A 26,552-nucleotide genomic window follows, 5' to 3' on the forward strand; every position below is an offset into this window, starting at 1 on the left:
TCACCCTATTTCTTTGATCTTGTAATAGCTTCACGCAGCGGAAAGGCCAAATCAATAATACCTATAATGCGGAGCGGCTGGAACACCAGAACGACGAGCGACAGCAGCAACGCAATCACCGGGCTCATTTTACGGCTATGCGTCCAGAAGTATACAAAACCAATTGTCTGGATAATAAAACATGCATGAATCAGCGGCAGCATACTAATGGAGACCATTTGAATCCAGCCGCTATCGGAAGACCCTGCTATCCATTCAATTACAATTGCCAGCAGATAATACCAGATCAGCGCGCGCGGTAGCCTCCACTCGCGGGCAGGCTTCATTTTGCGTACTGGTACATCGAGACTGCTCAATGCCGGACGTGCCAAAGCATGCGTAATCACTGCCAATATGAACGAGGTCACGATCAGCACATACGGAATTTTTCCAATCAGCATTGTGCCGAGTTTCTGCGTATCCTCTGCCGTCCAATTCATGTTTGAAAACATCGGATTAGCACTCAAAACCTGCTGTACAATACTTGCCGATATCGCAGCCTGATCACGAAGATACTGTGCAAGATCAAACCCAAAGGAATACGTGGCGATAAACAGAACAACCAACAACTCGGCTAAAATAATGCCCATTCCGGTCATCAACGCCTGAAAAGCAGGTCCTCCCTTTTTATATATCCGTCCCATCATGATTGAAGGAATCAGAAAATAAATCGCAGGGAGCAGCGAATACACATCGAGTAGCGCTATAATGAGCAGCACCGGTATGACGTGGACCAGAAATCCTTTGAAAGGCAGCGATGAAAACAATACAGCGCCAGGCACAATCAGCAAAAATACGGTAATGATTCTTAATGGTGTCAATAGAGTCAGCAGCAGAAGCAAATAAATGACGCTCCATGCTACAGTTGCCAAGCGGAATTTCAACGTTTTCACCTCTTACGCATATGTTCTTCCAGTGCGGAAATGTCCTGATACCAATCCTCCAGCTGGTGTCCTTCTTTTCTGTGCTTTCTTAGCTTGTCGATGAGTAGATCATCCAATTCACGGTAAGACACTCCAAGGCGCCTCCCCAAAATATAACTGCTCATCACTAAGCTCGCCAAGCAATCACCAATGCGGGCTGTACTGCCTTCCCACATTGCCTTAAACAAACGGGAGACTTGGTCCAGCACCTCTGTTTTAAGCCATTCAATAACCTTGGCTCGTTTAACTACATCCATTTCTTTAGGCATATGATGAAGAGTCACACCCCTCTGAAAAAGCTTTATTCTCCATTATAGCATATCCTATTCTGAAAATAACTGTAGGGTAAATTGTTATTTTCGGAGCAGCTTTGTTGCTTATTTTAGCTTGAAGTATTAAGCGATTCCCTGGATACAAATTTTTCACAATACTCAATAATCTGGCTCCGACGTACAATGCCAATAAACCGTTCCATATCATCTACAACGGGCACAAAGTTCTGTACCTTAGCCAAATTGATTAAATCCTCCATGTTAGCATCAATGGACACGGGCTTCATCGTAACCCGCAACGGAACGTCCTTAAGCATAAACTTAGAAGCGTTTTCAAAGGTGATTTTTCCCTCGGACTCTTTCATATGCCACAACAGATCACCTTCTGTAACCGTACCTGTATATCTACCTTCCTTATCTAAAATAGGAACCGCTGTAAAACGGTGATATTCCATCCGTTCCAACGTTTGCCGTAAAGTAGCATCCGCCGTTACACAAGCAACTTCCTGTTTGGGAAGCAAGAAAAAAGCGATATTCATGAGAAACGAATCCCCCTCAAAATCAAATATAAATCAATTGATTATTCACTGAATGTCCTGCTTGTCGGGAAGCCTCAGCGTCTGCGGGGTTGTATCGGAATCTAGCCAGTTGGCAATTATGAGTCTGGCATATTCAAGTTCCTGTTCATTAGCCCGGTCATAATACAGGCCCTTCTTCTTGAACCCTTCCCCCGTAATCGTAAAACTTGAAATTTGCGGATTCCCCTGTGAAATAGCCTGCTTGCCAAGCCCAGTAATAAAAGTAGGTTCCATGTCGGTTTTGAAATTGGCTCCCATAATATCGAGCAACTCTGGAATCTTGGTAATTCCGTTGATATTCAGCAGCTTATCCGCCATAGCGTTCAGGAAAATTTGCTGCCGTTTGGTACGGTTGAAGTCGCTATCTTCCCGATATCTAACATAATACATGGCTTCCTCACCATTATAAAGCGGCTTGCCCGCCTCAATACGGAACTTGATATGCAGCGGATTCTTATTCTCAATGGGCTTGTCGATTGGAAGCACAACTCCACCCACTGCATTCACCGCATCCTGAATACCCTGGAAATTAATCGTAGCATAATAATCGGCCTTATGCTCCATCAACTTCTCTACTGTAGCCATGGACATATCTTCGCCTCCGAACGCATAAGCATGCCCCAACTTATCAAAATCATCCTCGCCATCGCGATTCGAATCATGTCCGGCAATCTGTACGTACGTATCCCTTGGAATGGAAACCAAAAGCACACGCGATTCCGCGGGCCGTACTACCGCATACATAACCGTATCCGAGCGACCACGCGCCTTTTCATTGGGCCTTTGATCCGTACCCAATAACAGCACCGAAAAAGGTTCCTTACGGTAAGCTACTGTCTCTTGCTGCTGCTGTTCCCCGGATTGTCGGGGCTGATAGGATTTCTCCAGCTTGCTTTCCAACGTCGGTGATACAAACCAGTCAAAAGCCACCAGTGTCAGCTGTTTGCGGAACAGGTAGCCTCCCAATGCAATCAAAAGTAAAACAATACATGAAATATATAGAGCGGTAAACCTCTTTTTCTTTTTGGTCTTTCCACGGGTCCTTCTCCTATGTCTTCTCTCCATAACCGGTACCTTCCTTCTTTCCGTCACAAATCCCATCTCTTCATTAAACCAAATTGGTCCCACATGAAGCTGAAACTTCCCCTCAAAGCATAAAAGGTCTACTACCTTGTTGTCAAAAGTGTCATGGCGTGGTCAGCTCCTCGAATTCATACCAAAAAAGGCTTCGACCTCACGGTCAAAGCCCCAATTCATGTTTATATCCGTATCCTATGTAGCTTTCAAAGTCATTTTTTGCCTTAATGTGGAGCCAGTTTCACTAAATTTTGCAGTCTCACCGGGAAAGAAGTCGACAGGGAAAAACCATAATCGAACAACTTCCGTGTCTGCTCAAAACGCTCTTCCTTGCTCGGTGCACCCAGCACCACAGCAACTAGCCGTCTTCCATGCTGCTCAGCGGTACCCGTGAAGCAGTATCCAGCATCGCTTGTGTACCCTGCTTTCAGTCCGTCCGTTCCTGCATAAGAGTACGGTCCAGCCAAGGAAGGCAGCATCCAGTTCGTATTACTAATGTAGATGCCTTTATCCTTCAACTCCATCTGCGTACGACTGGACGTTCTCAAAATCTCCGGGTGTGACGTAATCAAATAGGAGGCCAACTTCGCCGTGTCGCTTGCTGTCATTTTCGTCTCTCCCTGAATATCCTCAGGGTGATTCGGCCCCAATTCACTCTGACCTGCACCAGAGGCATTGCTGAAGCGACTATCGGATGACAACCCAATTTGAGCAGCTTTTCCATTCATACGCTTCACAAAAGCTGATTCATTCCCTGCTGAACGCTCCGCTAACGCGACAGCGGCATCATTCGCTGAATACACAACCATACTCTGGAACAATTCGGATACGGTCATCCTTTCACCATACCGGAGGGACAAATTCACACCGCCCACCGTACTCGCGTAACGGCTAATTCGCACTTCATCATTCCAGCCTAACCGTCCGGCCCGAATATCCTCCAGCACCAATAGCTCAGTCATGAGCTTGGACATATTTGCGGAAGGCATAGGCGTATCACCGTTCACATCCATCAGTAATTCCCCAGTATGCATGTCCATCAGCACCGCGGCCTCTGCATCCACATTCGGCTTTCCGATCAACAGGCGGGGTCCAAGCGTAATAAAAATCAATATAATAAGTAACGGGACGACAATAGCCCAACGTATCCAGTGTTTTTTCATCATCGTAATAACCTCCATACTCTATTAGACGATGAAAAATCCATTTTGTCTGCAATTTTTCGAAAAAAAGATACAATTTTTTTACCTTTTTTATTCCACGCCAAAATATCCGTCAATCCTGCTTTCAGGATGACGGATATTTTGCCTCCTAATTATATATTTTAGGCAAAGTGACAGGCTACGAAATGGTGATCGCCCGCATCTCGATATACTGGAGTCTCTGTTTTACAACGCGCTTCTGCCATAGGACAACGTGTATGAAACTTGCATCCTGAAGGCGGATTGGCCGGAGATGGGATGTCTCCTTTCAACACAATCCGTTGTCTCTTAATTGTGGGATCAGGAATTGGTACTGCCGATAGCAGTGCCTTCGTGTACGGATGCAGCGGATTACTGAACAGTTCCTCCTTGGAGGAAAGCTCTACCATTGAACCCAGATACATCACACCAATCCGGCTACACAGATGCTCGACTACACTTAGATCATGCGAGATGAACAGATAGGTCAATTGGCGTTCCTGCTGCAAATCACTTAACAAGTTAATGATCTGGGCCTGAATAGACACATCCAGAGCAGATACCGGCTCGTCAGCCACAATAAAATCAGGATTCAAAATCAAAGCCCGTGCAATCCCGATCCGCTGACGCTGACCGCCAGAGAACTCATGCGGATACCGATCATAGTGATACGAGGACAGCCCGCAAATGTTCAGCGTTTCATTGACCTTCTTCCGCAGCTCACTACGATCAATCAACCCGTGATCCAGCAACGCCTCTCCAATGGCTTCACCGACCTTAATTCTCGGATTCAGTGAGCTAAAAGGGTCCTGAAAGACGATTTGCAGCTTCGGACGAAGTACACGAATCTGCTCTTTGTTTAACGCATGCAAGTCTTCGCCTTTATATCGTACCGATCCCTCTGTCTTATCCATCAATCTGAGAATTGTTCGTCCAATCGTACTTTTGCCGCAACCCGATTCTCCTACCAGACCGAAGGATTCACCCTTATGAATGTTAAAGGATACATCATCGACCGCTTTCACATGTCCGACAGTACGCTGAAAAATCCCGCCTGTGATCGGGAAATACTTTTTCAGCCCTTCCACTTGAATCAAAGGCTCGCTCATATCCGTTGCCCTCCTTCTTTCTCATATAGCCAGCAGGCAACCTTATGACCATTCTCCTTTTCATTCAAAGGAGGAGCCTGATCCTTGCAAATTTGCATACAATGGGAGCACCGATCATGAAAATGACAATTTTCTCCCAGCTCAATCGGGTTTGGAACCTGTCCTGGAATGGAATACAGTCGATCCATTTTCTGATTAATGACGGGCTTCGCTTTTAATAAGCCTTGAGTATATGGATGTTGTGGATTTTTAAATAGCTCAATAACAGGAGCCTCTTCAATAACGTTTCCAGCATACATAACAACCACATAATCAGCCATTTCTGCCACGACGCCCAAGTCGTGCGTGATGAGCATAATGGACGTTTTAAGCTTATCCTTCAAATCCCGCATTAAATCCAGAATCTGAGCCTGAATCGTAACATCCAGTGCCGTTGTCGGTTCATCGGCAATCAATAGCTTCGGATTACAGCTTAATGCGATGGCAATCATGATCCGCTGGCGCATACCGCCACTCAACTCATGAGGATAGGAATGAAATATTTCCTTCGAACGTGAAATCCCCACCAGGTTAATCAGCTCAATTGCCCGAGCATGTGCTTCTTTTTTACTCATTAATGTATGCATCAGCAACGGCTCCGTGATCTGTTCCCCAATCGTAAGTACGGGATTCAGAGAAGACATGGGCTCCTGAAAAATAATCGAGATGTCATTACCGCGAATCTGCTGCATTTGACCTTTATTGAGTTTTAGGAGGTCCTTGCCCTCAAACCAGATTTGTCCGTCTGAGGTGTGGGGAGAATCAATCAACCGCATCATCGTCATCGCTGTTACACTCTTACCGCAGCCAGATTCCCCTACCACACAGAGCGTTTCACCCTCACGAATTTTAAAACTGACGTCATTGACCGCTTTGACAGTTCCGCTAGAGGTATGAAAGTGGGTTTTCAGGTTACGAAATTCAATCAAAGCATTTTTCATAAACGTTCGTCTCCTACTTCTTCATTTTAGGGTCCAGTGCGTCACGCAAACCGTCGCCAATCAGGTTAATCGCTACAACTGTAATGAGAATACACATTCCCGGTGGAACCCATATCCAAGGCCGTTTGCGGAAGTCAATTAGGTTATTCGCAGCCGATATCATATTCCCCCACGAAGGTGTGGGCGGCACAACACCGATTCCCAAGTAGCTGAGCGCAGATTCTGTAATAATCGCACCCGCTACTCCAAGCGTAGCCGTAACAATAATGGTAGGAATCGTGTTCGGCAGCAAATGCCGGAATATTTTGCGACGGTCTCTCAAGCCTAGCGCTTCCGTCGCCTGCATGAACTCCTGTTCACGCAGCGTAAGAATCTGCCCTCTGACCAGACGGGACAAGCTAGTCCAGCTCAGGACCCCGATAATGAGCATCAGAAAATAAATGCGATTCGACGGATCGACCTTCAAATCCGACAGAACAGCACCTAAAATAATAAGCAGCGGTAATGTAGGGAGTGCCATGAAAATATCGGCAATCCGCATAATAACCGTATCCACGCCTTTACGATAAAACCCTGCCAGCGCACCCAGCGTTGCGCCGATCATGACCGAAATAAACGTGGCGACCAGCCCTACCGTCAAGGAAATACGGCCAGCCAGCATTGTTCGCAGCAAAATATCTCTACCAAACTTATCCGTACCGAGCCAGTACTTAGCATTAGGCGATAAGTTTTTGTCAGCTAGCCTGTAATCATCTAAATGATAAGGTGAAATCATCGGTCCAAAACTACAAATGACAACCATCAGAATTAATATAACGAGACCAGCCAAAGCCAGACGGTTTTGGTTAAAACGGCGAACGGCGATTCTCCATGGAGACGCTTCAGGACGGATCGCCGCCTTTTGATTCGTTTCAATCGTGACTGTTTCTGCGGACAATAGTATCCCTCCTACTTCAAGCGAATTCTTGGATCTGCCATGCCATACAATACATCAGAGAGCAAATTACCGATAAGCGTAAGTAACGCTAAGAAAATCGTGAAGCCCAACATAAACGGATAATCCCGCATACTAATCGACTCCAGATAAACCTGACCCACACCCGGCCACACAAATACCTTCTCCAGAATCATCGCTCCACCAAATAAGGCCGGAAGCTCGAAGCCGAGTAGTGTGATGGCTGGAATCAGTGCATTGCGCAGTGCGTGCTTGAAAATAACTGTCCGTTCCTTCAAGCCTTTGGCGCGTGCGGTACGAATATAATCCTGACGAATGACCTCCAACATGCCTGTACGGAAATACCGGGTCAGGCTTCCTGTGCTCAGCATCGTAAGTACGAGTGTCGGCAGGAACATATGCTTGAGAACATCCACCATATAAGCCCATGAGCCTGGCTCCATCCCTGCTGTGGTCATGCCCCCAACCGGGAGAATTCCCCACTCCAGGGCAAATATTTTGATGACCAATAGACCAATAAAAAATGAAGGCAGCGACATACACAAGAAAATGAATAATGTGACAAACTTATCGAATAACGAATATTGGAACTTGGCTGAAAATACCCCTGCAATAACCGCAATCAACCAGCTAAAAATAAGACTAAAAAAAGCGATAATAAATGAGTTCCATACATAATTGCCAATGACCTTCGTTACCGGCTGCTTATGCTGTAATGAATCCCCCATATTCCCCTTTAACATATTACCGGCCCATATAAAATAGCGTTGGTATTCCGGTTTATCCAGCCCGTAGATATGTCGTAGCTGCTGCGCCTTTTCGGCGGTCATATTTGGGTTCTGCTTGGCTGTAATATAATCACCCGGCACCATGGCTGAAATCGCAAATACGATAATAGATATGCCAATAAGTGTGGGGATGAGTTGCAGCAGTCTTCGAATAATGTACTGCTTCATATTCATTCCTCCAGACGAATAAAGTGATATGCCCAGCTCGTGAGAGCTGAGCATACGTTTGGCAACCCTTATTGAGCGATCTGAGCGTTATGCAGAGTGAACTCAAAATCTTTGTATGGCGTAATTTCTAAGCCAGATACACGTCCATTAACTGGCCACATATCTCTGCGTTGGTACATAAAAATAGTTGGCAAATCTTTGTTCAATTCTTGATAGAGCTGTTTGTAAATCTGTTTCCGTTTCTCTTGATCCAGCTCATGCTTACCAGCAAGCGTTAGTTCATCGACCTTCTTATTGGAATAGCCGATATCATTTTGTGCACCATTCGTAATAAAAGTTGTTGTATCCGGGTCTGGAGTTAAGCCCCAAGCCGCGAAGAACATATCGAACTTGCCCGTATCCTTCTTATCCATAATGGCGTTAAAATCTAAAGTTTCGGAAGTCAGCTTGATGCCTAGCTCCTTATAGTTATTGGACATTATCGGTAGCAAGGCCTCTACAACTGGATTATCAGCAGTCGCAGAGAAGTTAATGGTCAGCTTTTCTCCGCCCTTTTCGCGAATTCCGTCAGCACCAACCTTCCAGCCTGCCTCATCCAGCAAAGCCTTCGCCTTAGCTGTATCAAATTCATATTTGTTGATACCTTCATCCGTATAAGACCAAGATTCTGTAGATTGTGGAATGTTAATAACATTCGCATATGGACCATACACACCCTGCACAATCTCTTTGCGGTTCAAACCAATCGTTAGAGCTTGACGTACTTTAGGGTCCTGAAATTTCTTTTCCTTGTGATTAAACGCTATATATCCATAGCCATTTGTCGGCATAATATTCACGTCCAAGAAGCCTAGAGCCTTTAATTCCTCTACATTGTCTTCCGTAACTGTGATGTTGTCCATGTCCGTTTCGCCCGTTTGCAGCATAGACAGGTTCGTTTCTTCTGTTGTTGTTTTAAAAATAACTGATTTCACCTTTGGTGCGCCCTTGAAGTAGTTTGGATTCGCTTCAAGAACGACTTGCTGACCCGGAGAGAAGCTTTTCAGCACATACTGCCCGGAACCGATTGGTTTATTATTAAGCGCCTTGATGCTGTCCAGGTTACCCTTTTTGAATCCTTTTCCATAATAAGCTTCTGGCATAAAGTATTGCTCACCCAGAAAATCCTTTGTATACGCTGTTGCTTCTGTAACCGTTACCTCTACCGTGTTATCATCAATGACCTTGATACCCGAGATATCATTCGCCTTGCCATCGTGATATTCTTTACCGCCTTTAATCTTAAAAGATAAAACATCCGTTTCTCCATCATAATTCGGATCATGCAGTACCTTGAGGACAAAAGCATAATCCTTCACGGTTACTGGCGTGCCATCACTATACTTCACACCTGGTTTCAGATGGAATGTATATTTTAGACCATCCGGCGATACATCAACCTTGTCAGCCAAACTATTTTCATATGTACCATCTGCCTTCACCTGTAAGAAGGAATCAAATACTGTTCTGACCACATATAAATCATAAGTTGTTTGCCAGAATAGCGGGTTGAATACCCCTTTAGGTGATGTCATACCTACTACAATGTTATCTTTCCGATTCGTCGCTCCCGGAGGATTTTGCGACAGATCAGTTGCTTTAATAACGCCCTCTGTAACAGGTGCACTTGCTTCATTTCCCTCTGTTTTATTGCCCGCATTGCCTTCCTGTGGCTGTGCCTCATTGGCACCTCCGCTACATCCTGCAAACAGAACACCAACGATCGTAAGCATCATAAGCAAAGAAACCCATTTCTTCGTCTGCATCATCCTGTTAATCCCCCTTAGTCGGTTCTTTATTTAACAGCCTGTCTCATTCCTGCGGTGATTCGTTAAAGCTTGAGGTTTGAAAATGAAGTTGCACATCCTCCTTACTGTCCTAATAACGTAAACGCGTGTTTTAGACCTCTGGTCAATTTTGTGTACTAACAACCATTACATTTTTATTAAGGTTTATCTTAAGTGTAAAATAATATCACGTCAATATCTTTTTTTATGTAATATACAAATGCAAAACATCTATTTATGTAAAGTTTATGAATTTTACTTGTGGAAAATGACAAAAAACAGGACTCTATGTAATATAAAATAACATTTCAGAATGCCGAAATATTTACTCTGGCGAGTTGGGGAGCTTGCAATTTCACAAGCCATTAAAAGGTATACTATCGTTTATGGGTAAACATGGATTGTATTATTAGTAAGTTACAATAGATGGGACTTGTTGTCAATATAAAAAATCACGAAAAAAGACGCTCCCGGGATCGGGAACGTCTTTTTTTCCACCCACTACTATTCAGTAGTGTAAGGAAGCAATGCGATTTGACGGGAACGTTTAACAGCGATTGTCAACATACGTTGATATTTCGCACTTGTTCCAGTCACACGACGAGGAAGAATTTTTCCACGTTCGCTGATGAATTTTTTAAGCAGGTCTGTATCTTTATAGTCAATGTGAGTAATTTTGTTCACAGTGAAGAAACATACTTTACGACGTTTGTTGCGACCACCACGACGAGCTGGTCTTTTGTTATCGTCTCCGCCTTCTCTTTGTCTGAAGCCCATTCTTTGTCAGTCCTTTCCCAGTTAAAATGGTAAATCATCATCCGAAATATCGATCGGTTTTCCGTCATCGGAAAAAGGATCCTGATTGTTTCGCGAGTTATTATTCCCGCGTCCACTATTGCTGTTACCGCCTCCGAAAGGAGACTCCTCACGCGCAGCTCCACCGCTATTGCCGCCACCGTTACCGCCATCGCGGTTAGATTCCAAGAAACGCACATTATCAGCTACAATTTCAGTCACGTATACACGTTTTCCTTCATTGTTCTCATAATTACGCACCTGAACACGGCCTTCAACAGCCGTTAAACGACCTTTGCGAAGATAGTTAGCGCATGTTTCAGCAAGCTGACGCCAGGTTACGATCGGCAAGAAATCCGCTTCCCGTTCGCCGCCTTGACTCGTAAACGGACGGTCTACAGCCAGGGTGAACTGGGTTACTGCTACACCAGACGGTGTATAGCGCAGCTCTGGATCTTTGGTCAAACGACCGATCAGAATGACACGGTTCAACAATCCAATCCCCTCCTTTGAGCGTTGTTCATTACATAATCACGTACAATAATTAAGCTACGTCGTTCGTAATGAGATAACGAATTACTTCGTCAGAAATTTTCATGATACGCTCAAGCTCAGTAACAACAGCAGGTTCTGCTGTGAAGTTTACCAGAACGAAAGAACCATCACGGAATTTCTTGATCTCATACGCAAGACGGCGTTTAGTTACATCGTGACTCGTAATTTCGCCACCGCCGTTAGAGATGATACCTTGGAATTTATCGACTGTCGCTTGAACAGCTTCTTGTTCAATGTCAGGACGAATAATATACATCGCTTCATATTTGCGCATTCTTTACACCTCCTTATGGACATAAGGCCCTCAATCTCAGTTGAGAGCAAGGAACGAGCCTAAACTCGCACTAAAACAGTTTACCAAATCCAACAACTGAATGCAACCTACAAATTCGAAACATAAGCCTAAAACAGCTAAATATACTGCATATCATTAGCTTTATACAATTTTATATAACATCAAAAATTTCGCATATATAAAGGAAATCATTTGATTCACTCACTATCTGTATACCCGGTTTCGCATGTTTCTGTTCAAGACAGCGCACAATAACCGTTGCAGTCCAAATTCATTTATCTAAGGAGGTGCCACCATATGGGTGAAAAGACTGAGTTCGAACCAGGGGATAACGTCCCAAACGACGGCGTATATATGGAGGTCGGAGAAAAAAGCTTCCATACTGAAATTCAAAACCCGCAACAAGTAACGCTGGAAAGAGGCGACTCTTTTCCGGAGACCACCAACCATAATCGCAAATGGAAGAAAAAAACGAAAGCTCGTGTCCACTAATGTATATTTCTTAGGAGTTCTGGCCATATTATGATTAGGCGATACAACAGAGAGGTGTGGTTCCGTTGGACGACGTAGCCGGACAAACTGTTAGGAGATCCATTCCGGGCATTAGAAGCGTTAGGTTTGTGTAAAAGGACACTGTCTTTTCGACACGGTATTGCTGGTCAGTACACCGAGTTTCATGATGTGATTGGACAGATCGTATCCTGTTAAAAATGTATCGCCTACGATGGAGGACCTTTGTGGTCCTCCTTTGTTGCATTATCGGACTTTTTGCATATCCTGGTAAAATGCAGATTAATTGAGCTCCTTCTGCTAGAATATATCCAAGTACAAAGACCTACTATCTACGGAGGTTTAAAGATGAGCTATTCTCGAATATTAAAGTGGATATCAGGTATATTCGAATTGGTGCTTGCCGTACCAATTGTGGGGGGAGCTATTGTCATGGGGACCGGCTACTCGGCTCTGGGATTTATGCTTATCCTGCATGCAGTAACACTTATCCTATCGTTACGCAATCAGGAGGCGATCTACGGCTCTGTATGGGGAGTACTCACTTCTTTGCTGGCCTGGATACCCTTTGTGGGCTGGGCTCTCCATTTGATTGCGGCGATCCTTCTGATGATCTCTGGCTCAAAAAAAACAAAACGTTATCATTACCCGCCTAACCAGCTATAACAAAAGAGTGCTCCTAACGGCAATAATTTCTCCGCTGTCAGGAGCATTTTTTTGTTATAACGCCTTATTCATCCCAATAGATTTGTAATCGTTTCTTCCTTTACCCTCATGGTTTATCTTAGTGCTTTTCACTTTATCACAATCTGTTGACCTTTTATTCCACAAACAAAAAATCCCCTACGTCACAGACGTAAGAGATTGGTTTATTTAATGAAGTTAGTGGCGGAAAGAGTGGGAGTCGAACCCACGCACGCCTTGCGACGCCTAACTGATTTCGAGTCAGCCCCCTTAGACCTCTTGGGTACCTTTCCGCAGCAAGGATAATTATATCATCATTGCAACTGTGACGCAAGCTGATTCTGGTTCATCGCCATTCATCTTTCTTGGCTCAATTTGCTTCTGTGTTTTGCTCGTCGGCGTTAGCCTTTGATCGCAGCACTTTCTTCATGTTTTTTTCGAACTTGGCACGCGGAATCAGCACACTATGCTGGCAACCGACACATTTGATTCGAATATCCATCCCCATGCGGATAATTTCCATTTCATTCGTTCCACACGGATGGGGCTTCTTCATCTGTACAATGTCCCCTAGTTCAAATGACTTACGCTCCACCCTTCTCTCCCCCTTTTCTTCCTTGTTCGTCTTCTTTTTCTAGGGTTACCGCCGTCTCCAATGCTGCCTGACGATGTTCCTCATCCTCCAGAGCCTTCTTGATGTTATTCTGAATATCACGCTCTACCACTGCCCCTGTATTCGGCATACATTCTGCCACAACACGCACAATATACTCTGAGGTGGTCATGGACTGAACCCCTAACACATCCGGTATATTAAGTATCTGTACATTGGATTCTTCAATGCCTTGGATTGCCTGTTTTACCAAGCCAACTGCTTCCTCCAGGCTACGCTCGGCCTTCATTGGCACATCCACTACCGCCAACGCGTTGGACATGGAGAAGTTTGTTACCGTTGTAATTGAGCCATTCGGTAAAATATACACCTCACCTTTCCAGCTCACCAGTCTGGTTGTACGCAGCCCGATCATTTCCACTGTACCCTTGAAAGTACCTGTCTGAATGACGTCTCCTACGGCAAATTGATCCTCAAAAATAATGAAAAATCCGGTAATTACATCCTTAACCAAACTCTGTGCCCCAAAACCAACAGCCAATCCAAGCACTCCAGCTCCAGCAATCAGAGGGCCGAGATTAATGCCCATTTGCGATAGTACCAGCATAATTAAAATGAAATTAAATACAATATTGGTTACGTTTTTCAGCAATTCCCCAACAGTGGTTAACCGCCTTGTGTTCAATCGAAACCTGCCGTTGTCTCCTTTTTGTTGCATCGACTTATCTATAATTTTATTAATAACTCGAATAAAGATACGTGTGATGATAAAAATAATCGCGATTTTCAAAATCACAAACAAAAGGGTCGACCACATCGTACTATCGGTAAGCCATTTCCATACAGCATCCTTCCAGTGAATCGCATCTTTCACTACGTCATCCGTACCTACATTACCGGCTAACCAATGTATAAAAGTCATGCTGTACTCCTCCTTAAACAAGGGAACTACTCTTCCTGCTTCCCGAATTCTATTTTGCAAAATCCTCACTATATAAGCTTATCTACCGACTTCAAACATATGGCTATGAATATTCTACTTCCTGTGAGTATAAAAGCATAAGTTTATCCATATACTAGCTACTATCTTGAGCATAAATGTTACCCGCAGGCTAATTGTTATCTCAAGGTACTGCGAGCGCAACCTTCACACTCCACTACAGAGCGAAAGGAAGATTCCATGACTCATCCATCTGACTTCATTCCGGGGCAAGAACCCCTAAGTTTAAAAATACCACACACAGATCCCGGGATCCAATCAGCCATCATCCATCGTCTACTGTTCCATCTCCATCAGGCACCGAGTCTGCAAAATATCGTCATTATTTGCATCGGCACTGACCGTTCTACTGGAGATTGTCTGGGTCCGCTCGTAGGTACGCATTTATCACGCTACAAAAGCCCTCTGTTTAACCTATACGGTACATTAGAAGAGCCTGTACATGCCATGAACCTGCAAACGACACTGAACGGCATACAAGCCCGATATGAACAGCCTTATATCATTGGTATAGATGCATGTCTTGGACAAACCTCCAGCGTTGGATGCATTCAGGTTTCAGATGGTCCTCTCAAGCCTGGAGCAGGTGTAAATAAAGAATTACCGCCGGTCGGCGATATCCATTTGACTGGTATCGTTAACGTCGGCGGTTTCATGGAATACTTCGTGCTGCAAAATACAAGACTAAATTTGGTAATGAAATTATCAGATATCATTGCTGGCAGCCTATACTCCGCGATTAAGGAGTGGCACTACCGTTCTGTCCTGCTTGCTGCGCAAGAGTGACGGCTTCTTTTTCTTCAGGTGATAAGGAATAGGTGGATTGTCCCGCTTCTAGAGGCTTGGCATACACATATGAGCCATCTCGGTTATAAATGCCGGTTAATACCATACCATCCTGATTGTCGTCTACAATAGCCAGAGAGAAGCTTAAATCGCTTCCTCTCTCACCAAAGGCATTATAGCGTTTGATGCCTATATGTCCCTTCAAGCCTGTCAGTTTACTACGTAGTGATTTCATACTTGCACGATGGGTTTCCTGCTCATCCTCAATCGTATCCATCTGTACCTTCAAATCAATCAACAGTGTTTCCAAATTCTCGACACCACTGCCTGCCATCATGGTTTCATACTTTCGCCGCATCTTCTTTAGCTTTGCACCCTGCACAATAATAACAATCAACAGGATGAGCAAAATAAGCACGATCCCTGCAACGATTCCGGCAAGCTGTTCCATGATTAGTCCATTCAATTCAGCCATATGCTTGCTTCTACTCCTCTACCCCAAAAATCATATTACTGCATACTTATATTTTATACGTTTGAGAACAGCGAAACAAATAACACAAGGCTATTAGTTTATCCATCAAAACCATTCTAATTCCTGCAATTCCAGACAAAGCAAAGACATATCTCACTTTCCATTTTGCTCAAGGAGACATGTCCATATTTCAACAAACTACTGTAATAGCTCCAGTAATCTTTCCAAATCCTGCTGACTGTAATAATTCAATTCAATTTTGCCTTTATCTTTATTGTGCTTGATCTTCACAGTTGTTTTAAAGCGTTCACGCAAGGACTCTTCCATATGGTCAATATAGGGGTCCTTTTTTCGTACCTTTGCTTTGGCTTTCGCCTCACCAGGCTTATGATCCAACTGCTGTACGGCTTCCTCCAGCTCGCGAACACTCCACTGCTGTTCAATACATTGTTGTGCTAACTGTTTCACCATGTCTGGATCTTTGAGGCCAACAATAGCTCTAGCATGTCCCATAGACAATGTTCCACGTGAAACATGATCTTTAACTTCTTCAGGTAATGCGAGCAAGCGAAGGAAATTGGCAATATGAGAGCGTGATTTCCCCACTTTCATGGACAACTCTTCCTGAGTTAAAGAAAACTGATCCATTAATCCCTGATAAGCTACTGCTACTTCCATAGCATTCAAATTCTCACGCTGCAAATTCTCAATCAGAGCAATCTCCATCACCTGCTGATCCGTAAAATTACGAACAACCACAGGTATCGTCGGATTCCCACAAAATTGAGATGCCCGAAATCGTCTTTCCCCGGCTATGATTTCATATCCTCGCAATACACTACGTGCAATAATAGGTTGGATAACACCGTGCTGACGAATGGACTCGGCTAATTCCTTAATGGACTCTTCATCAAACGTTTTGCGAGGCTGGTACGGGTTCGCACGCAACTGGCTCAGCGGAATGTCAACAACCTTATCCTCTTCATTGACCGTAAGGGAGGGAATGAGTGCATCAAGTCCTTTTCCCAACCGTTTACTCATAAGATACCACTTCCTTTGCCAACTCAATATATACCTCTGCCCCACGGGAACGGGGATCATACGTAATAATGGACTGGCCATGTGAAGGTGCTTCGCTGAGTCTCACATTGCGTGGAATAATCGTCTGATAAACCTTGCTTTGAAAATATTTTTTCACTTCTTCAATCACCTGTATACCCAAGTTCGTGCGAGCATCAAACATGGTTAACAACACACCTTCAATTTGCAATGAGGTGTTCAGATGTTTTTGCACTAATCGCACGGTATTCAACAATTGACTTAATCCTTCCAATGCGTAATATTCACACTGGATTGGGATAATGACTGAATCGGAAGCCGTCAATGAATTGAGCGTCAAAATACCCAGCGATGGTGGGCAATCAATTAGTATATAATCATAATTATGCTTAACGAGTTGAAGCGATCTTTTTAATCTCAACTCACGAGAAATAGTCGGCACCAGTTCAATTTCCGCGCCTGCTAACTGAATGGTTGCCGGAATTATATCTAATCCCTCAACCTGTGTACTGACAATAGCTTCGCTAGGATCAACCTCGTTAATGAGTACATCATAAATACAATTTGCCACATCCGCCTTATTGATACCCACACCGCTGGTTGTATTACCTTGCGGGTCGATATCCACGAGCAATACCCTTTTGCCGAGGGAAGCAAGTCCGGCGCCCAAATTAACGGAAGTAGTTGTTTTGCCTACTCCGCCCTTTTGATTGGCTACGGCTATTATTTTTGACACTTCATTCACCTCATAATTTAATCGGAATCCTGCTACACTCCATACCTGCAAAACGCTCTATGGAGACGTTACTTAGTCCTTATCTTAGGGATAACGGCAATTTCAGAATAGAATTGAGTATGCTGCGGTTTTATTCGGCGTTAGACAGAAAAAGCGGCAATTGCTGCCGCCTGTACGCTTCATCCCTTACTTACGTTTGGGAATTTGAATGACAATCTCATAGTGATCCTCATGATCAGATTCCTTGGTCTTGATATCCAAGCCTGAGCCAGACACCATATCAATGGATTGACGAATTGTATTCAGCGCAAGCCGGACATCCTTGGTAAAGGAAATCCGCTTCGATTTCTTATTAGTGGATACTTGTTTATAAAAGGCAACTCGTGCCTCTGTCTGCTTCACATTGAGTTCCTTGGCAATGACTTCATCTAAAACCTTGTACTGTAGTTCTTCAGTCTCTAATGACAATAATGCACGAGCATGACGCTCGGATACCTTCCGTTCCATTAGAGCCTCTTTCACTCTCTCCGGTAGATGAAGCAGCCGTATCTTGTTAGCAATAGTGGATTGGCTTTTGCCAAGTCGTTGAGCGAGGCTTTCCTGGGTGAGCTGATGTAGATCAATCAGCTTTTGGTAAGCTACAGCCTCTTCAATCGCAGTTAACCCTTCCCGTTGAAGATTTTCAATCAACGCGATGGATGCAGCTTGTGAATCATTAAACTCACGAACAATAGCTGGAATAGATTCCATACCCAGCTTGGTGACAGCTCTCCAACGACGTTCCCCTGCTATAATCTCATATTGCCCATTACGGAAACGAACGACAATCGGTTGAATTACACCATGCGTCTTAATGGTCTGGCATAGCTCATCAATCTTCTCGTCGTCAAATATGGTACGGGGCTGATAAGGACTGCTGACAATATCCCGAACTGGAATTTGTTTTATTTCGTCCCCAGTAGATCGCTCCGTCAAACCAAATAGCTTGGAAAATTGTTCTTTCATTCCGTATAATACCACCTAATTTCATAATAGCACCATACTAACAGCGCTTCGTGAAAAACAGTTCCTTACGCGGATCGTAGACCCTTCTATATGAAACAGCGCCGTAAGCGGGTACACTCCACGTACTCACCCGACATTTGTTGTCCCACTCCCCTATATGTATATCTGAATTCATGGGTATAGGAGCAGTCAACTTACATTAAAACGATTATCTCTATTCTATCACTTTTCCAGCCATAATCCTATCGTCTCTACCAGCTTTTCGGAAGGATCAGAGAATAAATTATGCATCCTCTTTGATCCCCAAATGTAAACAAGAACGCATGTTAGCAAAGAGGCTTTTATGTAAAGAGTCTATCAGCCATAAAAAAAGTGAATGTTTCACGTGAAACATTCACTTTCTTTCAAACATTTACACTAACGGCGCCTTCAAAGGAGTACCCGGCTTACGCGGATATTTCCGTGGTGTCGCCGCTCTTTTCTCAATAATAATCATATGTCTGGCTGCATCTTCAACAGGTAACTGGAAGGCCTGAACATGTTTGATTTTTCCCTTTAGCTCTTTCAAACTGTAAGAAGCTTCCTTGATTTCCTCGGTAGGATCATTGCCCTTCATCGCGGCAAAGTGTCCTCCTTCACGGACAAACGGCAAACAAAATTCATTCAATACGGCGAGACGAGCAACCGCTCTGGCTGTCACTAGATCATAGCTATCACGGTATCCTGGTTTACGCCCCAATTCCTCTGCCCTGCTGTGAACCAGTTCAACATTTTCCAAACCCAACTGCTCTACTACATGGGCCAAGAACTGTATACGTTTGTTCAACGAATCTACAATAGTCAACTGAATCTGCGGAAAGCATATTTTCAAAGGAATACCTGGAAAACCTGCACCTGACCCAATATCGGCCAGGCTTTCCACATCTTTTAACGGAACATAAAAAGCCAGGGAAAGAGAATCATAAAAATGCTTGGTGTACACTGCATCGCGCTCAGTAATACCCGTCAGGTTCATTTTTTCATTCCACTCAACCAGCACACGGTAATATGCTTCAAACTGCTCTAACTGACTGTCATTAATCACAATACTATGCTCTGCCAGCCGCTGCTTAAATTGCTGTTGTATCGCGTCCATTATGATCCCCTTGCTGCTGTTACGCGGTTATAATGCTCCAGATAAACCAGCAAAATGGAAATATCCGCAGGGGTTACACCCGAAATACGGGATGCCTGACCAATCGACATCGGACGGATCTTTTCAAGTTTCTGCTTGGCTTCAATGGCCAGTCCTTGAACTTCATTGTATACAATATCCTCTGGAAGCTTCTTCTTCTCCATCTTTTGCAGACGCTCCACATGCATCAATTGCTTTTCAATGTAGCCCGCATACTTAATTTGGATTTCCACCTGCTCCTGTTCTTCCTCAGTAAGAGCTATAGGTGAAGGTGAGATTTGTGCTACTTGCGCATAACTGATCTCTGGTCGACGTAGCACCGTTAACAAATTACTGCCATCCTGTATCGGTGCAGATCCGCCTTGCTCCAGCATCTCATTGATATCAACTGGACGAACCTTCGCCAAGCGCAAGCGTTCAATCTCTTGATCTACCTTTTGCTTTTTATCCAAAAAGCGCTCGTATCGTTCATCCGTAATTAGGCCAATATCATGCCCAATCGGAGTCAATCGCAGATCAGCGTTATCATGACGCAACAACAGACGATATTCTGCACGTGACGTCAGCAAGCGGTATGGCTCATTCGTCCCCTTCGTCACCAGATCGTCAATCAGGACCCCGATGTAGCCTTGCGAACGGTCCAATACGACAGGCTCTTTGCCCTGCACCTTACGAGCTGCGTTAATCCCTGCCATAATTCCTTGACCCGCAGCTTCTTCGTAACCGGAAGTACCGTTAATCTGACCTGCTGTGAACAAGCCTGGGACTTTCTTCGTTTCCAAAGTAGGCCATAACTGCGTAGGTACCATTGCATCATATTCAATAGCATAGCCGTTACGCATCATCTCTACCTTTTCCATCCCCGGAATCGAACGCAGTACAGCTAATTGTACATCCTCTGGCAAGCTGGTCGACAAGCCCTGAACATAGTATTCAGATGTGTTTTTACCTTCAGGCTCCAAAAAGATTTGGTGCTTAGGCTTATCACTGAAGCGTACCACTTTATCTTCAATAGATGGGCAATATCGTGGTCCCGTTCCTTCAATCAGACCAGAGAACATAGGCGCACGGTGCAAATTATCATTAATAATCTGATGTGTTTCTACTGAAGTATATGTCAGCCAGCAAGGAAGCTGTTCATTATCCGAAGACTTCGTTTCATAGGAAAAGAACTTCGGTTGATCATCACCCGGTTGTATTTCCGTTTTGCTAAAATCAATCGTGTCCTTATGCACACGTGGTGGCGTTCCTGTCTTAAATCGAACCAGATCAAAACCCAGCTCTCTCAAATGCTCAGACAATCTCAACGAAGGCTGTTGATTGTTCGGACCACTCTCATACATTAGCTCGCCCATAATGATTTTCCCGCGCAGATAAGTGCCTGTGGTCAGGACAACTGCTTTACTTCGATACTCTGTGCCCGTCTTCGTGATTACACCTACGCAATGACCATCTTCCATAATCAGTTCTTCAACCATACCTTGGCGTAAGGTCAAATTTGGTTCCTTTTCCATCGTTTCCTTCATCGCATGCTGATAAGAGAACTTGTCTGCTTGTGCACGCAATGCATGAACCGCCGGACCTTTACCAGTATTTAACATTCTCATTTGGATAAATGTCTTGTCTATATTCCGACCCATTTCGCCGCCCAGTGCATCAATTTCTCGCACCACATGCCCTTTTGCAGGACCGCCAATAGACGGGTTGCAGGGCATGAACGCGACCATATCCAGGTTAATTGTGATCATCAACGTGCGACAGCCCATCCGTGCTGCTGCCAAGGCCGATTCTACACCTGCATGGCCCGCGCCTACGACAATCACGTCATAGTCGCCTCCTTGGTAACCCATACCTTTCTTACCTCCTTATACATTTCGGTCTTCACGCCGAATATGCTCTTGTATATCTATAACGATAGCAGGCTTATATCAGCCATGCTTAAATGTTCTATTTGCCTAGACAAAATTGTGAAAATATTTGGTCTATTAGCGCATCATGCGCAGTATCGCCTACAATCTCACCCAAATGCTCCCATGCCAGCCTTACATCAATCTGGATCATGTCGATCGGAACAAACTGATCAGCAGCTTCATAGGCATCTACCAGCGATTGGCGCGCCTTCTTCAACAAAGCAATATGCCGTACGTTGCTGACATATGTCATATCCGCTGATTCCAGCTTGCCGCTAAAGAATAACTTGGATATAGCCTGCTCCAGTCGGTCCGCTCCCTCATTTTCCTTCACAGACATCGGTACGATAAGCTCTTCAGGAACATAACGCAGCAACAAATCCCGGTCTACCTGGGCCGGTAAGTCCATTTTATTCATAATGACAATCGCTTGTCTACCGCGGATTTGTTCCATTAATGCCATTTCATCCTCATGCAGTGGTTCGTTGGCGTTAATGACGATGAGTAGCAGATCTGCTTCACTAACCGCCGTTCTCGAACGTTCTACTCCAATCCGTTCCACAACATCCATCGTTTCACGAATCCCAGCTGTATCCAGCAACTTGAGTGGAATATTATTAATCGTCACATATTCCTCAATAACGTCACGGGTTGTGCCCGGAATATCGGTCACAATGGCCCGCTCGCCCTGAGCCAATGTGTTCAGCAGTGATGATTTCCCCACATTTGGTCTTCCAACAATCGCTGTGGTCAACCCTTCACGCAAAATCTTTCCCTGCTCCGCCATATGCAGCAGCCGATCAATTTCCATCATGACCTGACTGCTTTTATCCTTGATTAAATCAGATGTAAAAGATTCAACATCATGCTCAGGATAATCAATGTTCACTTCAATATGAGCAAGTGTCTCCACCAAAACATGACGCAAGCGACGAATATTCTGGGACAGCTGTCCATCTACCTGCTTCAAAGCCACCGAAAAAGCTTTATCTGATTTGGAGCGAATTAAGTCAATGACACCCTCCGCCTGACTTAGGTCAATACGACCATTCAGAAAAGCACGTTTCGTAAATTCCCCTGGCTCAGCCAGACGTATATTTTGCAGCAATAGTAAATCCATCACCCGTTTGACGGCTACGACCCCGCCATGAGTGCTGATTTCTACGACATCTTCTGTCGTAAAAGAGCGTGGCGCCCGCATTACTGTAACTAAAACTTCCTCCACCTTTTCCTGGCTTTGGGGATCTATAATATGTCCATAATGTACCGTGTGAGTTTGAGCTTTGCTTAGAGGCGTTTTACTACGAAACAAAGCCTCCACTTCCGTGACCGCATCTGGCCCGCTGACCCGTACAACCGCAATACCGCCCTCGCCGACAGCCGTTGCAATGGCAGCTATAGTATCGCTCAGCATAAAGTTTCTACCTCCTATCAAGTAGAAACGACATTGCCGTCCTTCATCAAGGACGGCAGCCGTTTCAGCGAGAAATATAAGAAAAAAAGCAATGGCTTCTGCATCTTGCAGAGAGCCATTGCGTCGGATTATTTTTTAGCAATGACGACGCGCCGATTGGGCTCGTCCCCCTTGCTGTATGTTCTAACCAGCGCATGCTGTTGGAGCTTGGCGTGAATCAGCTTCCGCTCCTGTGACGGCATTGGCTCCAGCACCACTTCCTTGCCATAACGAATAGCCTGGTTCGCCAACCGATCTGCCAAATCCTCCAGCGTTTTTTGCCGACGTGCACGAAATTGCTCGGCATCCAGCACAATTCGGATGAATTTGTCAGAATGACGGTTGGCAACGATATTCGTCAGGTACTGCAATGCATCCAATGTCTGTCCTCTGCGGCCGATCAACATACCGAGCGACGGACCGGAGATATCCAGTGTACTTTCATCCTTGCGGTGGCGGACATCAACTTTAACGTCCAATCCCATTCCTGCTGCTGTTTCACGGATGAAACGCACCGCCTCTTCATAAGGATCTACATGTCCCGAAGGTGCTTCTGTGTTCATCTGTGCTTCCTGTGCAACAGGCCCAGTTTCTTCTGATAAAGCCTGTCCCACGCTAGAAGGTGCTTGAGCCGATACATGAAATTCAGCCGCGTGTGTGGTTTCAGGAGACGGCTCAGAGAGCAACGTAAGCTCCACCTTCGCCTTCTTGACCCCGAGCCACCCCAGGAATCCTTTTGACGGCTGTTCCAACACGCTTACGGTTACCCGTTCACGGCTTACTCCCAGTTGGGAGAGTCCTTGTCTTACAGCATCTTCAACGGTTTTTCCTGATGTCACGACTTTGGTCATCTCGACTTTTTAGCCCCCTTCGTGTTTTTGCCGCCTTTTTTCTTACTATTGGAGGAACCCGTTTTCGCGAGACTGGCTGTTTTCACATTTGCCAGTGCTGCTTCTTTATCCTTATTCCGATAAAGGAAATAGTTTTGAATGATCGTGTAAATATTACTGTAGAACCAGTATAACGGCAAAGCGGATGGGAAGTTGTACGACATGAACAGAATCAGCACCGGATAGACGTACAGCAAAAATTGCATCGGTCCTTGCTGCGGCGTCGGATTCATTTTCATCATCATCCAAGTTTGGACAAATGTCGTAATCGCCGCCAAAATCGGCAAGATAAACAAGTGATCCGGTTTACCTAACTGGAGCCACAAGAAGTCATGATCCCGCAATGCCGAGTTATAATAAATGGCATTATAAAGCGCGATGAAAATGGGCATCTGTACTACCAAAGGAAGACAGCCAGCCATCGGGTTGACCTTGTTTTCCTGGAACAACTTCATCGTCTCTTGCTGGACTTTCTCAGGCGTATCCTTGTACTTCGCTTGAATTTCTTTTAATTGCGGCTGAATGGCCTGCATAGCTTTGGAACTACGTACTTGCTTGAGTGTAAGCGGCAAAATAATGGTTCGCACGATAATCACCAGAACCAGTACGGCCAGGCCATACTCTCCAGAGAACCATTGGGCAAATGTATCTAGCGCATACGAAAACCAGTAAACGACATATCTTTGCCAAACTGATCCATTGGCCAAGTCTGCCGTCGTGTAAGAATTGTGGGCCGTCTGGGCACATCCGGACAGCACAGCAACAAGTGCCAATAAGGCAATCAGGAGGAACCATTTTCCCCGTTGAGTCTTCAAACGCGACACTTCATAACCCCTTTCTTAACCAATCCATTCCAACGTAAATCATACCATATCCTGTAGGACAAAGATACTGACTATCGGCGTGAAGACTTGAGCAGCGAGGCTTTGCGTAGAACGTGCAGCACGCTTTTCTCCAGCTCTTGATACGACTTAGTAACTGCACCCTTACGAACGATAAAAATCAGATCAATCTGCTCCACCAATTCATGCTCATGATGGCGCACAATTTCCTTAACGATTCTGCGCATCCGGTTGCGAACTACTGCATTGCCGATCTTCTTGCTGGCCGAAATTCCGACGCGGAACTGCTCTACCTCTCTGCGGCGGAACCAGTACACCACAAACTGATGGTTGGCAAAAGATTTGCCATGGCGGTATACGCGCCCAAAGTCCGCCCGGTTTCGTAGACGCAATTTTTTTTGCACGGCGCTTCTCCTTGCTCATCTCTTTTACACATGTCGGTAAGCTAACCTTTACCTTTTATATAGTAAGAAGTATGGACAACATTCCAACATGGTAATCTCGCTTATTTTATATCCGTTTTCAAAAGCTTCATCTAATATAGGACAGGATGCTGGGCTTCTCCCTCTTCTTTCACTACATTTTTACAACAAAAGAAGAAGGGATCGCATCCCTGAATACCTCAATTATGAAAAAAAAGACCACCGTAGTGGTCTTTATGCACGCATTACGCACTCAATACTTTTCTACCTTTTTGGCGACGAGCTGCCAAAACTTTACGGCCATTCTTCGTGCTCATTCTTTTACGGAAGCCGTGAACTTTTTTACGTTTGCTGACATTCGGTCTGAAAGTCGGTCTCATTGTGCTGCACCTCCTTACAAGGAATACGTTTTATATGGAATATACCTAACATAGCAATCTCCACAAAAAACACCTTTGTACATTTAACCACAAATAGCGGTCAAAGTCAATGTACTTATAAACCCTCTTCCTCTTTTTCCCCTTCAGGAAGCCTCCTCCTCTTTACCCCGCTGACTCACTTCACTCTTTTATTCCCTTATTTCATAAAATTCCTTTCGTCTTTCCTCCATTATCAGCATTCTATTGTAGTTTTCACTCCTCCAAAACTGTCCTTTTTACATTTATTCATTCTGTAACTTGAATCCATCCTATTTTCAGATCGACGTTATCAGGTTCGTTCAAAAATATTGTCGGAAACGTTACCGGAAATTTTCAACAGAAAAATAAGCCTCTGTGACCAAAAGGCAACAGCAATTATACACAGATTCACAAAAAGAACTGAATTGTGATTTAAATGGTCATAACCTGTGCATAACATTTTAGAGCGAAAAAGAGTTATTGTCGAAAACTGAACAAATTATAAACAATATCTTGTGTTGTGAATAAAAATTGTACACAACAGATTGAATTTGTGGATAAATAACCACGAGTCATTGAAATACAAGGCTTCTTTTGCTATGATGATATTACTTTTGAATGTGAATATGTTGTTTTACCCTCCATATTATCAACACCCTGTGGATAAAGTTGTGAACAAGTTCAATTTATCCATCTTTTTATTTTTGTGCGGATTCGGGATTCTGGGGATATATTCTACATTTTTCATTTGATTTCGACATATTGCAGTCCCGTTTTGGCCTGCGGGATCAAGAGAACGGATCGTGCCGCACATTCCCTCCTGAGAAATATCGCCTTTCTTCTGCTGGTCAGCAGCGGAATTTCCATTAGCTATTTTTCAGGGTCATTTTGTGCTGCGTTCTCTCACCACACTGCCGCATGTTTTAGGCGGCGGTATGTCTTTTTATGGCCTTCAACAACATTTTTGTGATTTTAGGCGTTTTGCCGAAGCGCCGAGAGCAGCTCTCTGCAGCTTAATTCGGTAAAATGTCAGGATTTAAAAGGAGTGACGTCT

At 44.5% G+C, this 26,552-nt stretch carries 29 protein-coding genes and 1 tRNA gene; 3 read left to right on the forward strand and 27 right to left on the reverse strand.

Features of this window, described 5'->3' with window-relative positions; translation table 11 throughout:
• Positions 1 to 5 precede the first annotated feature (5 nt).
• The 13 genes from NSS94_RS25005 to rpsF all read right to left on the reverse strand — a co-directional run bounded on the left by NSS94_RS25005 (position 6) and on the right by rpsF (position 11,520).
• The gene (locus NSS94_RS25005; RefSeq protein ID WP_209950128.1) at positions 6 to 923 is read right to left on the reverse strand and encodes a DUF2232 domain-containing protein; all 918 of its coding nucleotides are present in this window, start codon (positions 921 to 923) and stop codon (positions 6 to 8) included.
• 5 nt (positions 924 to 928) lie between these two features.
• Positions 929 to 1,231 (reverse strand): MazG-like family protein, encoded by a 303-nt coding sequence (locus NSS94_RS25010; RefSeq protein ID WP_013312791.1) that lies wholly within the window; start codon positions 1,229 to 1,231, stop codon positions 929 to 931.
• Between the two features lie 113 nt (positions 1,232 to 1,344).
• Positions 1,345 to 1,773 carry a CBS domain-containing protein gene (locus NSS94_RS25015; protein WP_013312792.1) on the reverse strand — a complete coding sequence of 143 codons (429 nt, stop codon included), beginning with the start codon at positions 1,771 to 1,773 and terminating at the stop codon, positions 1,345 to 1,347.
• A gap of 45 nt (positions 1,774 to 1,818) precedes the next feature.
• Positions 1,819 to 2,877, reverse strand: coding sequence for an LCP family protein (locus tag NSS94_RS25020; RefSeq protein ID WP_029518949.1), 1,059 nt, complete (start codon positions 2,875 to 2,877; stop codon positions 1,819 to 1,821).
• Positions 2,878 to 3,113: 236 nt separating this feature from the next.
• Positions 3,114 to 4,055, reverse strand: coding sequence for a D-alanyl-D-alanine carboxypeptidase family protein (locus NSS94_RS25025; protein ID WP_341040368.1), 942 nt, complete (start codon positions 4,053 to 4,055; stop codon positions 3,114 to 3,116).
• 158 nt (positions 4,056 to 4,213) lie between these two features.
• The gene (locus NSS94_RS25030) at positions 4,214 to 5,179 is read right to left on the reverse strand and encodes an ABC transporter ATP-binding protein (RefSeq protein WP_340933810.1); all 966 of its coding nucleotides are present in this window, start codon (positions 5,177 to 5,179) and stop codon (positions 4,214 to 4,216) included.
• Complete coding sequence (locus NSS94_RS25035) at positions 5,176 to 6,159, reverse strand: ABC transporter ATP-binding protein (RefSeq protein WP_341040369.1); 984 nt, start codon at positions 6,157 to 6,159, stop codon at positions 5,176 to 5,178. The genes NSS94_RS25030 and NSS94_RS25035 overlap by 4 nt, the downstream gene beginning before the upstream one ends.
• Positions 6,160 to 6,172: 13 nt before the next feature.
• Positions 6,173 to 7,096: an oligopeptide ABC transporter permease gene (gene opp4C, locus NSS94_RS25040; RefSeq protein ID WP_029518954.1), complete on the reverse strand. Its 924-nt coding sequence runs from the start codon at positions 7,094 to 7,096 to the stop codon at positions 6,173 to 6,175.
• 11 nt (positions 7,097 to 7,107) lie between these two features.
• Complete coding sequence (locus NSS94_RS25045; RefSeq protein ID WP_023991143.1) at positions 7,108 to 8,070, reverse strand: ABC transporter permease; 963 nt, start codon at positions 8,068 to 8,070, stop codon at positions 7,108 to 7,110.
• Positions 8,071 to 8,138: 68 nt separating this feature from the next.
• The gene (locus NSS94_RS25050; RefSeq protein ID WP_340933817.1) at positions 8,139 to 9,878 is read right to left on the reverse strand and encodes an ABC transporter substrate-binding protein; all 1,740 of its coding nucleotides are present in this window, start codon (positions 9,876 to 9,878) and stop codon (positions 8,139 to 8,141) included.
• A 522-nt stretch (positions 9,879 to 10,400) separates the two neighbouring features.
• Complete coding sequence (gene rpsR, locus NSS94_RS25055; protein ID WP_013312800.1) at positions 10,401 to 10,673, reverse strand: 30S ribosomal protein S18; 273 nt, start codon at positions 10,671 to 10,673, stop codon at positions 10,401 to 10,403.
• Between the two features lie 21 nt (positions 10,674 to 10,694).
• Complete coding sequence (ssb, locus tag NSS94_RS25060) at positions 10,695 to 11,186, reverse strand: single-stranded DNA-binding protein (RefSeq protein ID WP_013312801.1); 492 nt, start codon at positions 11,184 to 11,186, stop codon at positions 10,695 to 10,697.
• 49 nt (positions 11,187 to 11,235) lie between these two features.
• Positions 11,236 to 11,520 carry a 30S ribosomal protein S6 gene (gene rpsF, locus NSS94_RS25065; protein WP_013312802.1) on the reverse strand — a complete coding sequence of 95 codons (285 nt, stop codon included), beginning with the start codon at positions 11,518 to 11,520 and terminating at the stop codon, positions 11,236 to 11,238.
• Positions 11,521 to 11,838: 318 nt separating this feature from the next.
• Between rpsF and NSS94_RS25070 the strand changes: the two genes are divergently transcribed.
• Both NSS94_RS25070 and NSS94_RS25075 read left to right on the forward strand, forming a co-directional pair.
• Entirely contained in the window at positions 11,839 to 12,033 is a 195-nt protein-coding gene (locus NSS94_RS25070; RefSeq protein WP_029518958.1) for a YjzC family protein, read from the forward strand.
• Positions 12,034 to 12,399: 366 nt separating this feature from the next.
• Positions 12,400 to 12,717, forward strand: a complete 318-nt coding sequence (locus NSS94_RS25075; RefSeq protein ID WP_029518959.1) for a hypothetical protein — start codon at positions 12,400 to 12,402, stop codon at positions 12,715 to 12,717.
• A gap of 220 nt (positions 12,718 to 12,937) precedes the next feature.
• Here the strand turns inward: NSS94_RS25075 and NSS94_RS25080 are convergent.
• From NSS94_RS25080 to NSS94_RS25090, 3 genes are all read right to left on the reverse strand, one after another.
• Positions 12,938 to 13,028 (reverse strand) — tRNA-Ser (locus tag NSS94_RS25080).
• Positions 13,029 to 13,105: 77 nt separating this feature from the next.
• Entirely contained in the window at positions 13,106 to 13,330 is a 225-nt protein-coding gene (locus NSS94_RS25085) for a DUF951 domain-containing protein (RefSeq protein ID WP_025723137.1), read from the reverse strand.
• Positions 13,320 to 14,270: a mechanosensitive ion channel family protein gene (locus NSS94_RS25090; RefSeq protein WP_340933823.1), complete on the reverse strand. Its 951-nt coding sequence runs from the start codon at positions 14,268 to 14,270 to the stop codon at positions 13,320 to 13,322. The genes NSS94_RS25085 and NSS94_RS25090 overlap by 11 nt, the downstream gene beginning before the upstream one ends.
• A gap of 258 nt (positions 14,271 to 14,528) precedes the next feature.
• On the opposite strand from NSS94_RS25090, the gene yyaC reads away from it, so the two are divergent.
• Positions 14,529 to 15,134, forward strand: coding sequence for a spore protease YyaC (gene yyaC / locus NSS94_RS25095; protein WP_165145432.1), 606 nt, complete (start codon positions 14,529 to 14,531; stop codon positions 15,132 to 15,134).
• On the opposite strand, the gene NSS94_RS25100 is transcribed toward yyaC, so the two are convergent.
• From NSS94_RS25100 to rpmH, 11 genes are all read right to left on the reverse strand, one after another.
• A complete protein-coding gene (locus NSS94_RS25100; RefSeq protein ID WP_165145430.1) occupies positions 15,088 to 15,609 on the reverse strand; it encodes a DUF4446 family protein in 522 nt (173 codons plus the stop codon). The genes yyaC and NSS94_RS25100 overlap by 47 nt on opposite strands.
• Before the next feature lie 198 nt (positions 15,610 to 15,807).
• Positions 15,808 to 16,650: a ParB/RepB/Spo0J family partition protein gene (locus NSS94_RS25105; protein WP_029518964.1), complete on the reverse strand. Its 843-nt coding sequence runs from the start codon at positions 16,648 to 16,650 to the stop codon at positions 15,808 to 15,810.
• Entirely contained in the window at positions 16,643 to 17,404 is a 762-nt protein-coding gene (locus tag NSS94_RS25110) for a ParA family protein (RefSeq protein WP_023991152.1), read from the reverse strand. The genes NSS94_RS25105 and NSS94_RS25110 overlap by 8 nt, the downstream gene beginning before the upstream one ends.
• 186 nt (positions 17,405 to 17,590) lie before the next feature.
• Positions 17,591 to 18,409, reverse strand: a complete 819-nt coding sequence (gene noc, locus NSS94_RS25115) for a nucleoid occlusion protein (RefSeq protein WP_029518966.1) — start codon at positions 18,407 to 18,409, stop codon at positions 17,591 to 17,593.
• A gap of 412 nt (positions 18,410 to 18,821) precedes the next feature.
• Positions 18,822 to 19,544: a 16S rRNA (guanine(527)-N(7))-methyltransferase RsmG gene (gene rsmG, locus NSS94_RS25120; protein ID WP_029518967.1), complete on the reverse strand. Its 723-nt coding sequence runs from the start codon at positions 19,542 to 19,544 to the stop codon at positions 18,822 to 18,824.
• Positions 19,544 to 21,433: a tRNA uridine-5-carboxymethylaminomethyl(34) synthesis enzyme MnmG gene (mnmG, locus tag NSS94_RS25125; RefSeq protein ID WP_029518968.1), complete on the reverse strand. Its 1,890-nt coding sequence runs from the start codon at positions 21,431 to 21,433 to the stop codon at positions 19,544 to 19,546. The genes rsmG and mnmG overlap by 1 nt, the downstream gene beginning before the upstream one ends.
• Before the next feature lie 97 nt (positions 21,434 to 21,530).
• On the reverse strand, positions 21,531 to 22,907 hold the full coding sequence (gene mnmE, locus NSS94_RS25130) for a tRNA uridine-5-carboxymethylaminomethyl(34) synthesis GTPase MnmE (protein ID WP_165145428.1): 1,377 nt from the start codon (positions 22,905 to 22,907) through the stop codon (positions 21,531 to 21,533).
• A gap of 128 nt (positions 22,908 to 23,035) precedes the next feature.
• Positions 23,036 to 23,797 (reverse strand): RNA-binding cell elongation regulator Jag/EloR, encoded by a 762-nt coding sequence (gene jag, locus NSS94_RS25135; protein ID WP_069012579.1) that lies wholly within the window; start codon positions 23,795 to 23,797, stop codon positions 23,036 to 23,038.
• Complete coding sequence (locus NSS94_RS25140; RefSeq protein ID WP_029518972.1) at positions 23,794 to 24,660, reverse strand: YidC/Oxa1 family membrane protein insertase; 867 nt, start codon at positions 24,658 to 24,660, stop codon at positions 23,794 to 23,796. The genes jag and NSS94_RS25140 overlap by 4 nt, the downstream gene beginning before the upstream one ends.
• A 71-nt stretch (positions 24,661 to 24,731) precedes the next feature.
• On the reverse strand, positions 24,732 to 25,082 hold the full coding sequence (gene rnpA / locus NSS94_RS25145; protein WP_029518974.1) for a ribonuclease P protein component: 351 nt from the start codon (positions 25,080 to 25,082) through the stop codon (positions 24,732 to 24,734).
• Positions 25,083 to 25,345: 263 nt separating this feature from the next.
• Positions 25,346 to 25,480 carry a 50S ribosomal protein L34 gene (gene rpmH / locus NSS94_RS25150; RefSeq protein WP_007433250.1) on the reverse strand — a complete coding sequence of 45 codons (135 nt, stop codon included), beginning with the start codon at positions 25,478 to 25,480 and terminating at the stop codon, positions 25,346 to 25,348.
• Positions 25,481 to 26,552 lie beyond the last annotated feature (1,072 nt).

Origin of the sequence: Paenibacillus sp. FSL L8-0644, assembly GCF_038008165.1 — a bacterium.
GTDB lineage: Bacteria > Bacillota > Bacilli > Paenibacillales > Paenibacillaceae > Paenibacillus > Paenibacillus polymyxa_D.

What these genes read in the sequence shown, in the direction of transcription:
- NSS94_RS25020 (WP_029518949.1), bottom strand. Translation starts at nt 2,877, where the DNA reads ATGGAGAGAAGACATAGGAGAAGGACCCGTGGAAAGACCAAAAAGAAA.
- NSS94_RS25050 (WP_340933817.1), bottom strand. Translation starts at nt 9,878, where the DNA reads ATGATGCAGACGAAGAAATGGGTTTCTTTGCTTATGATGCTTACGATC.
- NSS94_RS25075 (WP_029518959.1), top strand. Translation starts at nt 12,400, where the DNA reads ATGAGCTATTCTCGAATATTAAAGTGGATATCAGGTATATTCGAATTG.
- NSS94_RS25090 (WP_340933823.1), bottom strand. Translation starts at nt 14,270, where the DNA reads ATGACTTTTATACATTGGTTAGCCGGTAATGTAGGTACGGATGACGTA.
- NSS94_RS25025 (WP_341040368.1), bottom strand. Translation starts at nt 4,055, where the DNA reads ATGATGAAAAAACACTGGATACGTTGGGCTATTGTCGTCCCGTTACTT.
- rpsF (WP_013312802.1), bottom strand. Translation starts at nt 11,520, where the DNA reads ATGCGCAAATATGAAGCGATGTATATTATTCGTCCTGACATTGAACAA.
- NSS94_RS25105 (WP_029518964.1), bottom strand. Translation starts at nt 16,650, where the DNA reads ATGAGTAAACGGTTGGGAAAAGGACTTGATGCACTCATTCCCTCCCTT.
- yyaC (WP_165145432.1), top strand. Translation starts at nt 14,529, where the DNA reads ATGACTCATCCATCTGACTTCATTCCGGGGCAAGAACCCCTAAGTTTA.
- mnmG (WP_029518968.1), bottom strand. Translation starts at nt 21,433, where the DNA reads ATGGGTTACCAAGGAGGCGACTATGACGTGATTGTCGTAGGCGCGGGC.
- NSS94_RS25035 (WP_341040369.1), bottom strand. Translation starts at nt 6,159, where the DNA reads ATGAAAAATGCTTTGATTGAATTTCGTAACCTGAAAACCCACTTTCAT.
- NSS94_RS25030 (WP_340933810.1), bottom strand. Translation starts at nt 5,179, where the DNA reads ATGAGCGAGCCTTTGATTCAAGTGGAAGGGCTGAAAAAGTATTTCCCG.
- mnmE (WP_165145428.1), bottom strand. Translation starts at nt 22,907, where the DNA reads ATGCTGAGCGATACTATAGCTGCCATTGCAACGGCTGTCGGCGAGGGC.
- NSS94_RS25010 (WP_013312791.1), bottom strand. Translation starts at nt 1,231, where the DNA reads ATGCCTAAAGAAATGGATGTAGTTAAACGAGCCAAGGTTATTGAATGG.
- NSS94_RS25100 (WP_165145430.1), bottom strand. Translation starts at nt 15,609, where the DNA reads ATGGCTGAATTGAATGGACTAATCATGGAACAGCTTGCCGGAATCGTT.
- NSS94_RS25015 (WP_013312792.1), bottom strand. Translation starts at nt 1,773, where the DNA reads ATGAATATCGCTTTTTTCTTGCTTCCCAAACAGGAAGTTGCTTGTGTA.
- rsmG (WP_029518967.1), bottom strand. Translation starts at nt 19,544, where the DNA reads ATGGACGCGATACAACAGCAATTTAAGCAGCGGCTGGCAGAGCATAGT.
- NSS94_RS25045 (WP_023991143.1), bottom strand. Translation starts at nt 8,070, where the DNA reads ATGAAGCAGTACATTATTCGAAGACTGCTGCAACTCATCCCCACACTT.
- noc (WP_029518966.1), bottom strand. Translation starts at nt 18,409, where the DNA reads ATGAAAGAACAATTTTCCAAGCTATTTGGTTTGACGGAGCGATCTACT.
- NSS94_RS25070 (WP_029518958.1), top strand. Translation starts at nt 11,839, where the DNA reads ATGGGTGAAAAGACTGAGTTCGAACCAGGGGATAACGTCCCAAACGAC.
- rpsR (WP_013312800.1), bottom strand. Translation starts at nt 10,673, where the DNA reads ATGGGCTTCAGACAAAGAGAAGGCGGAGACGATAACAAAAGACCAGCT.
- rpmH (WP_007433250.1), bottom strand. Translation starts at nt 25,480, where the DNA reads ATGAGACCGACTTTCAGACCGAATGTCAGCAAACGTAAAAAAGTTCAC.
- jag (WP_069012579.1), bottom strand. Translation starts at nt 23,797, where the DNA reads ATGACCAAAGTCGTGACATCAGGAAAAACCGTTGAAGATGCTGTAAGA.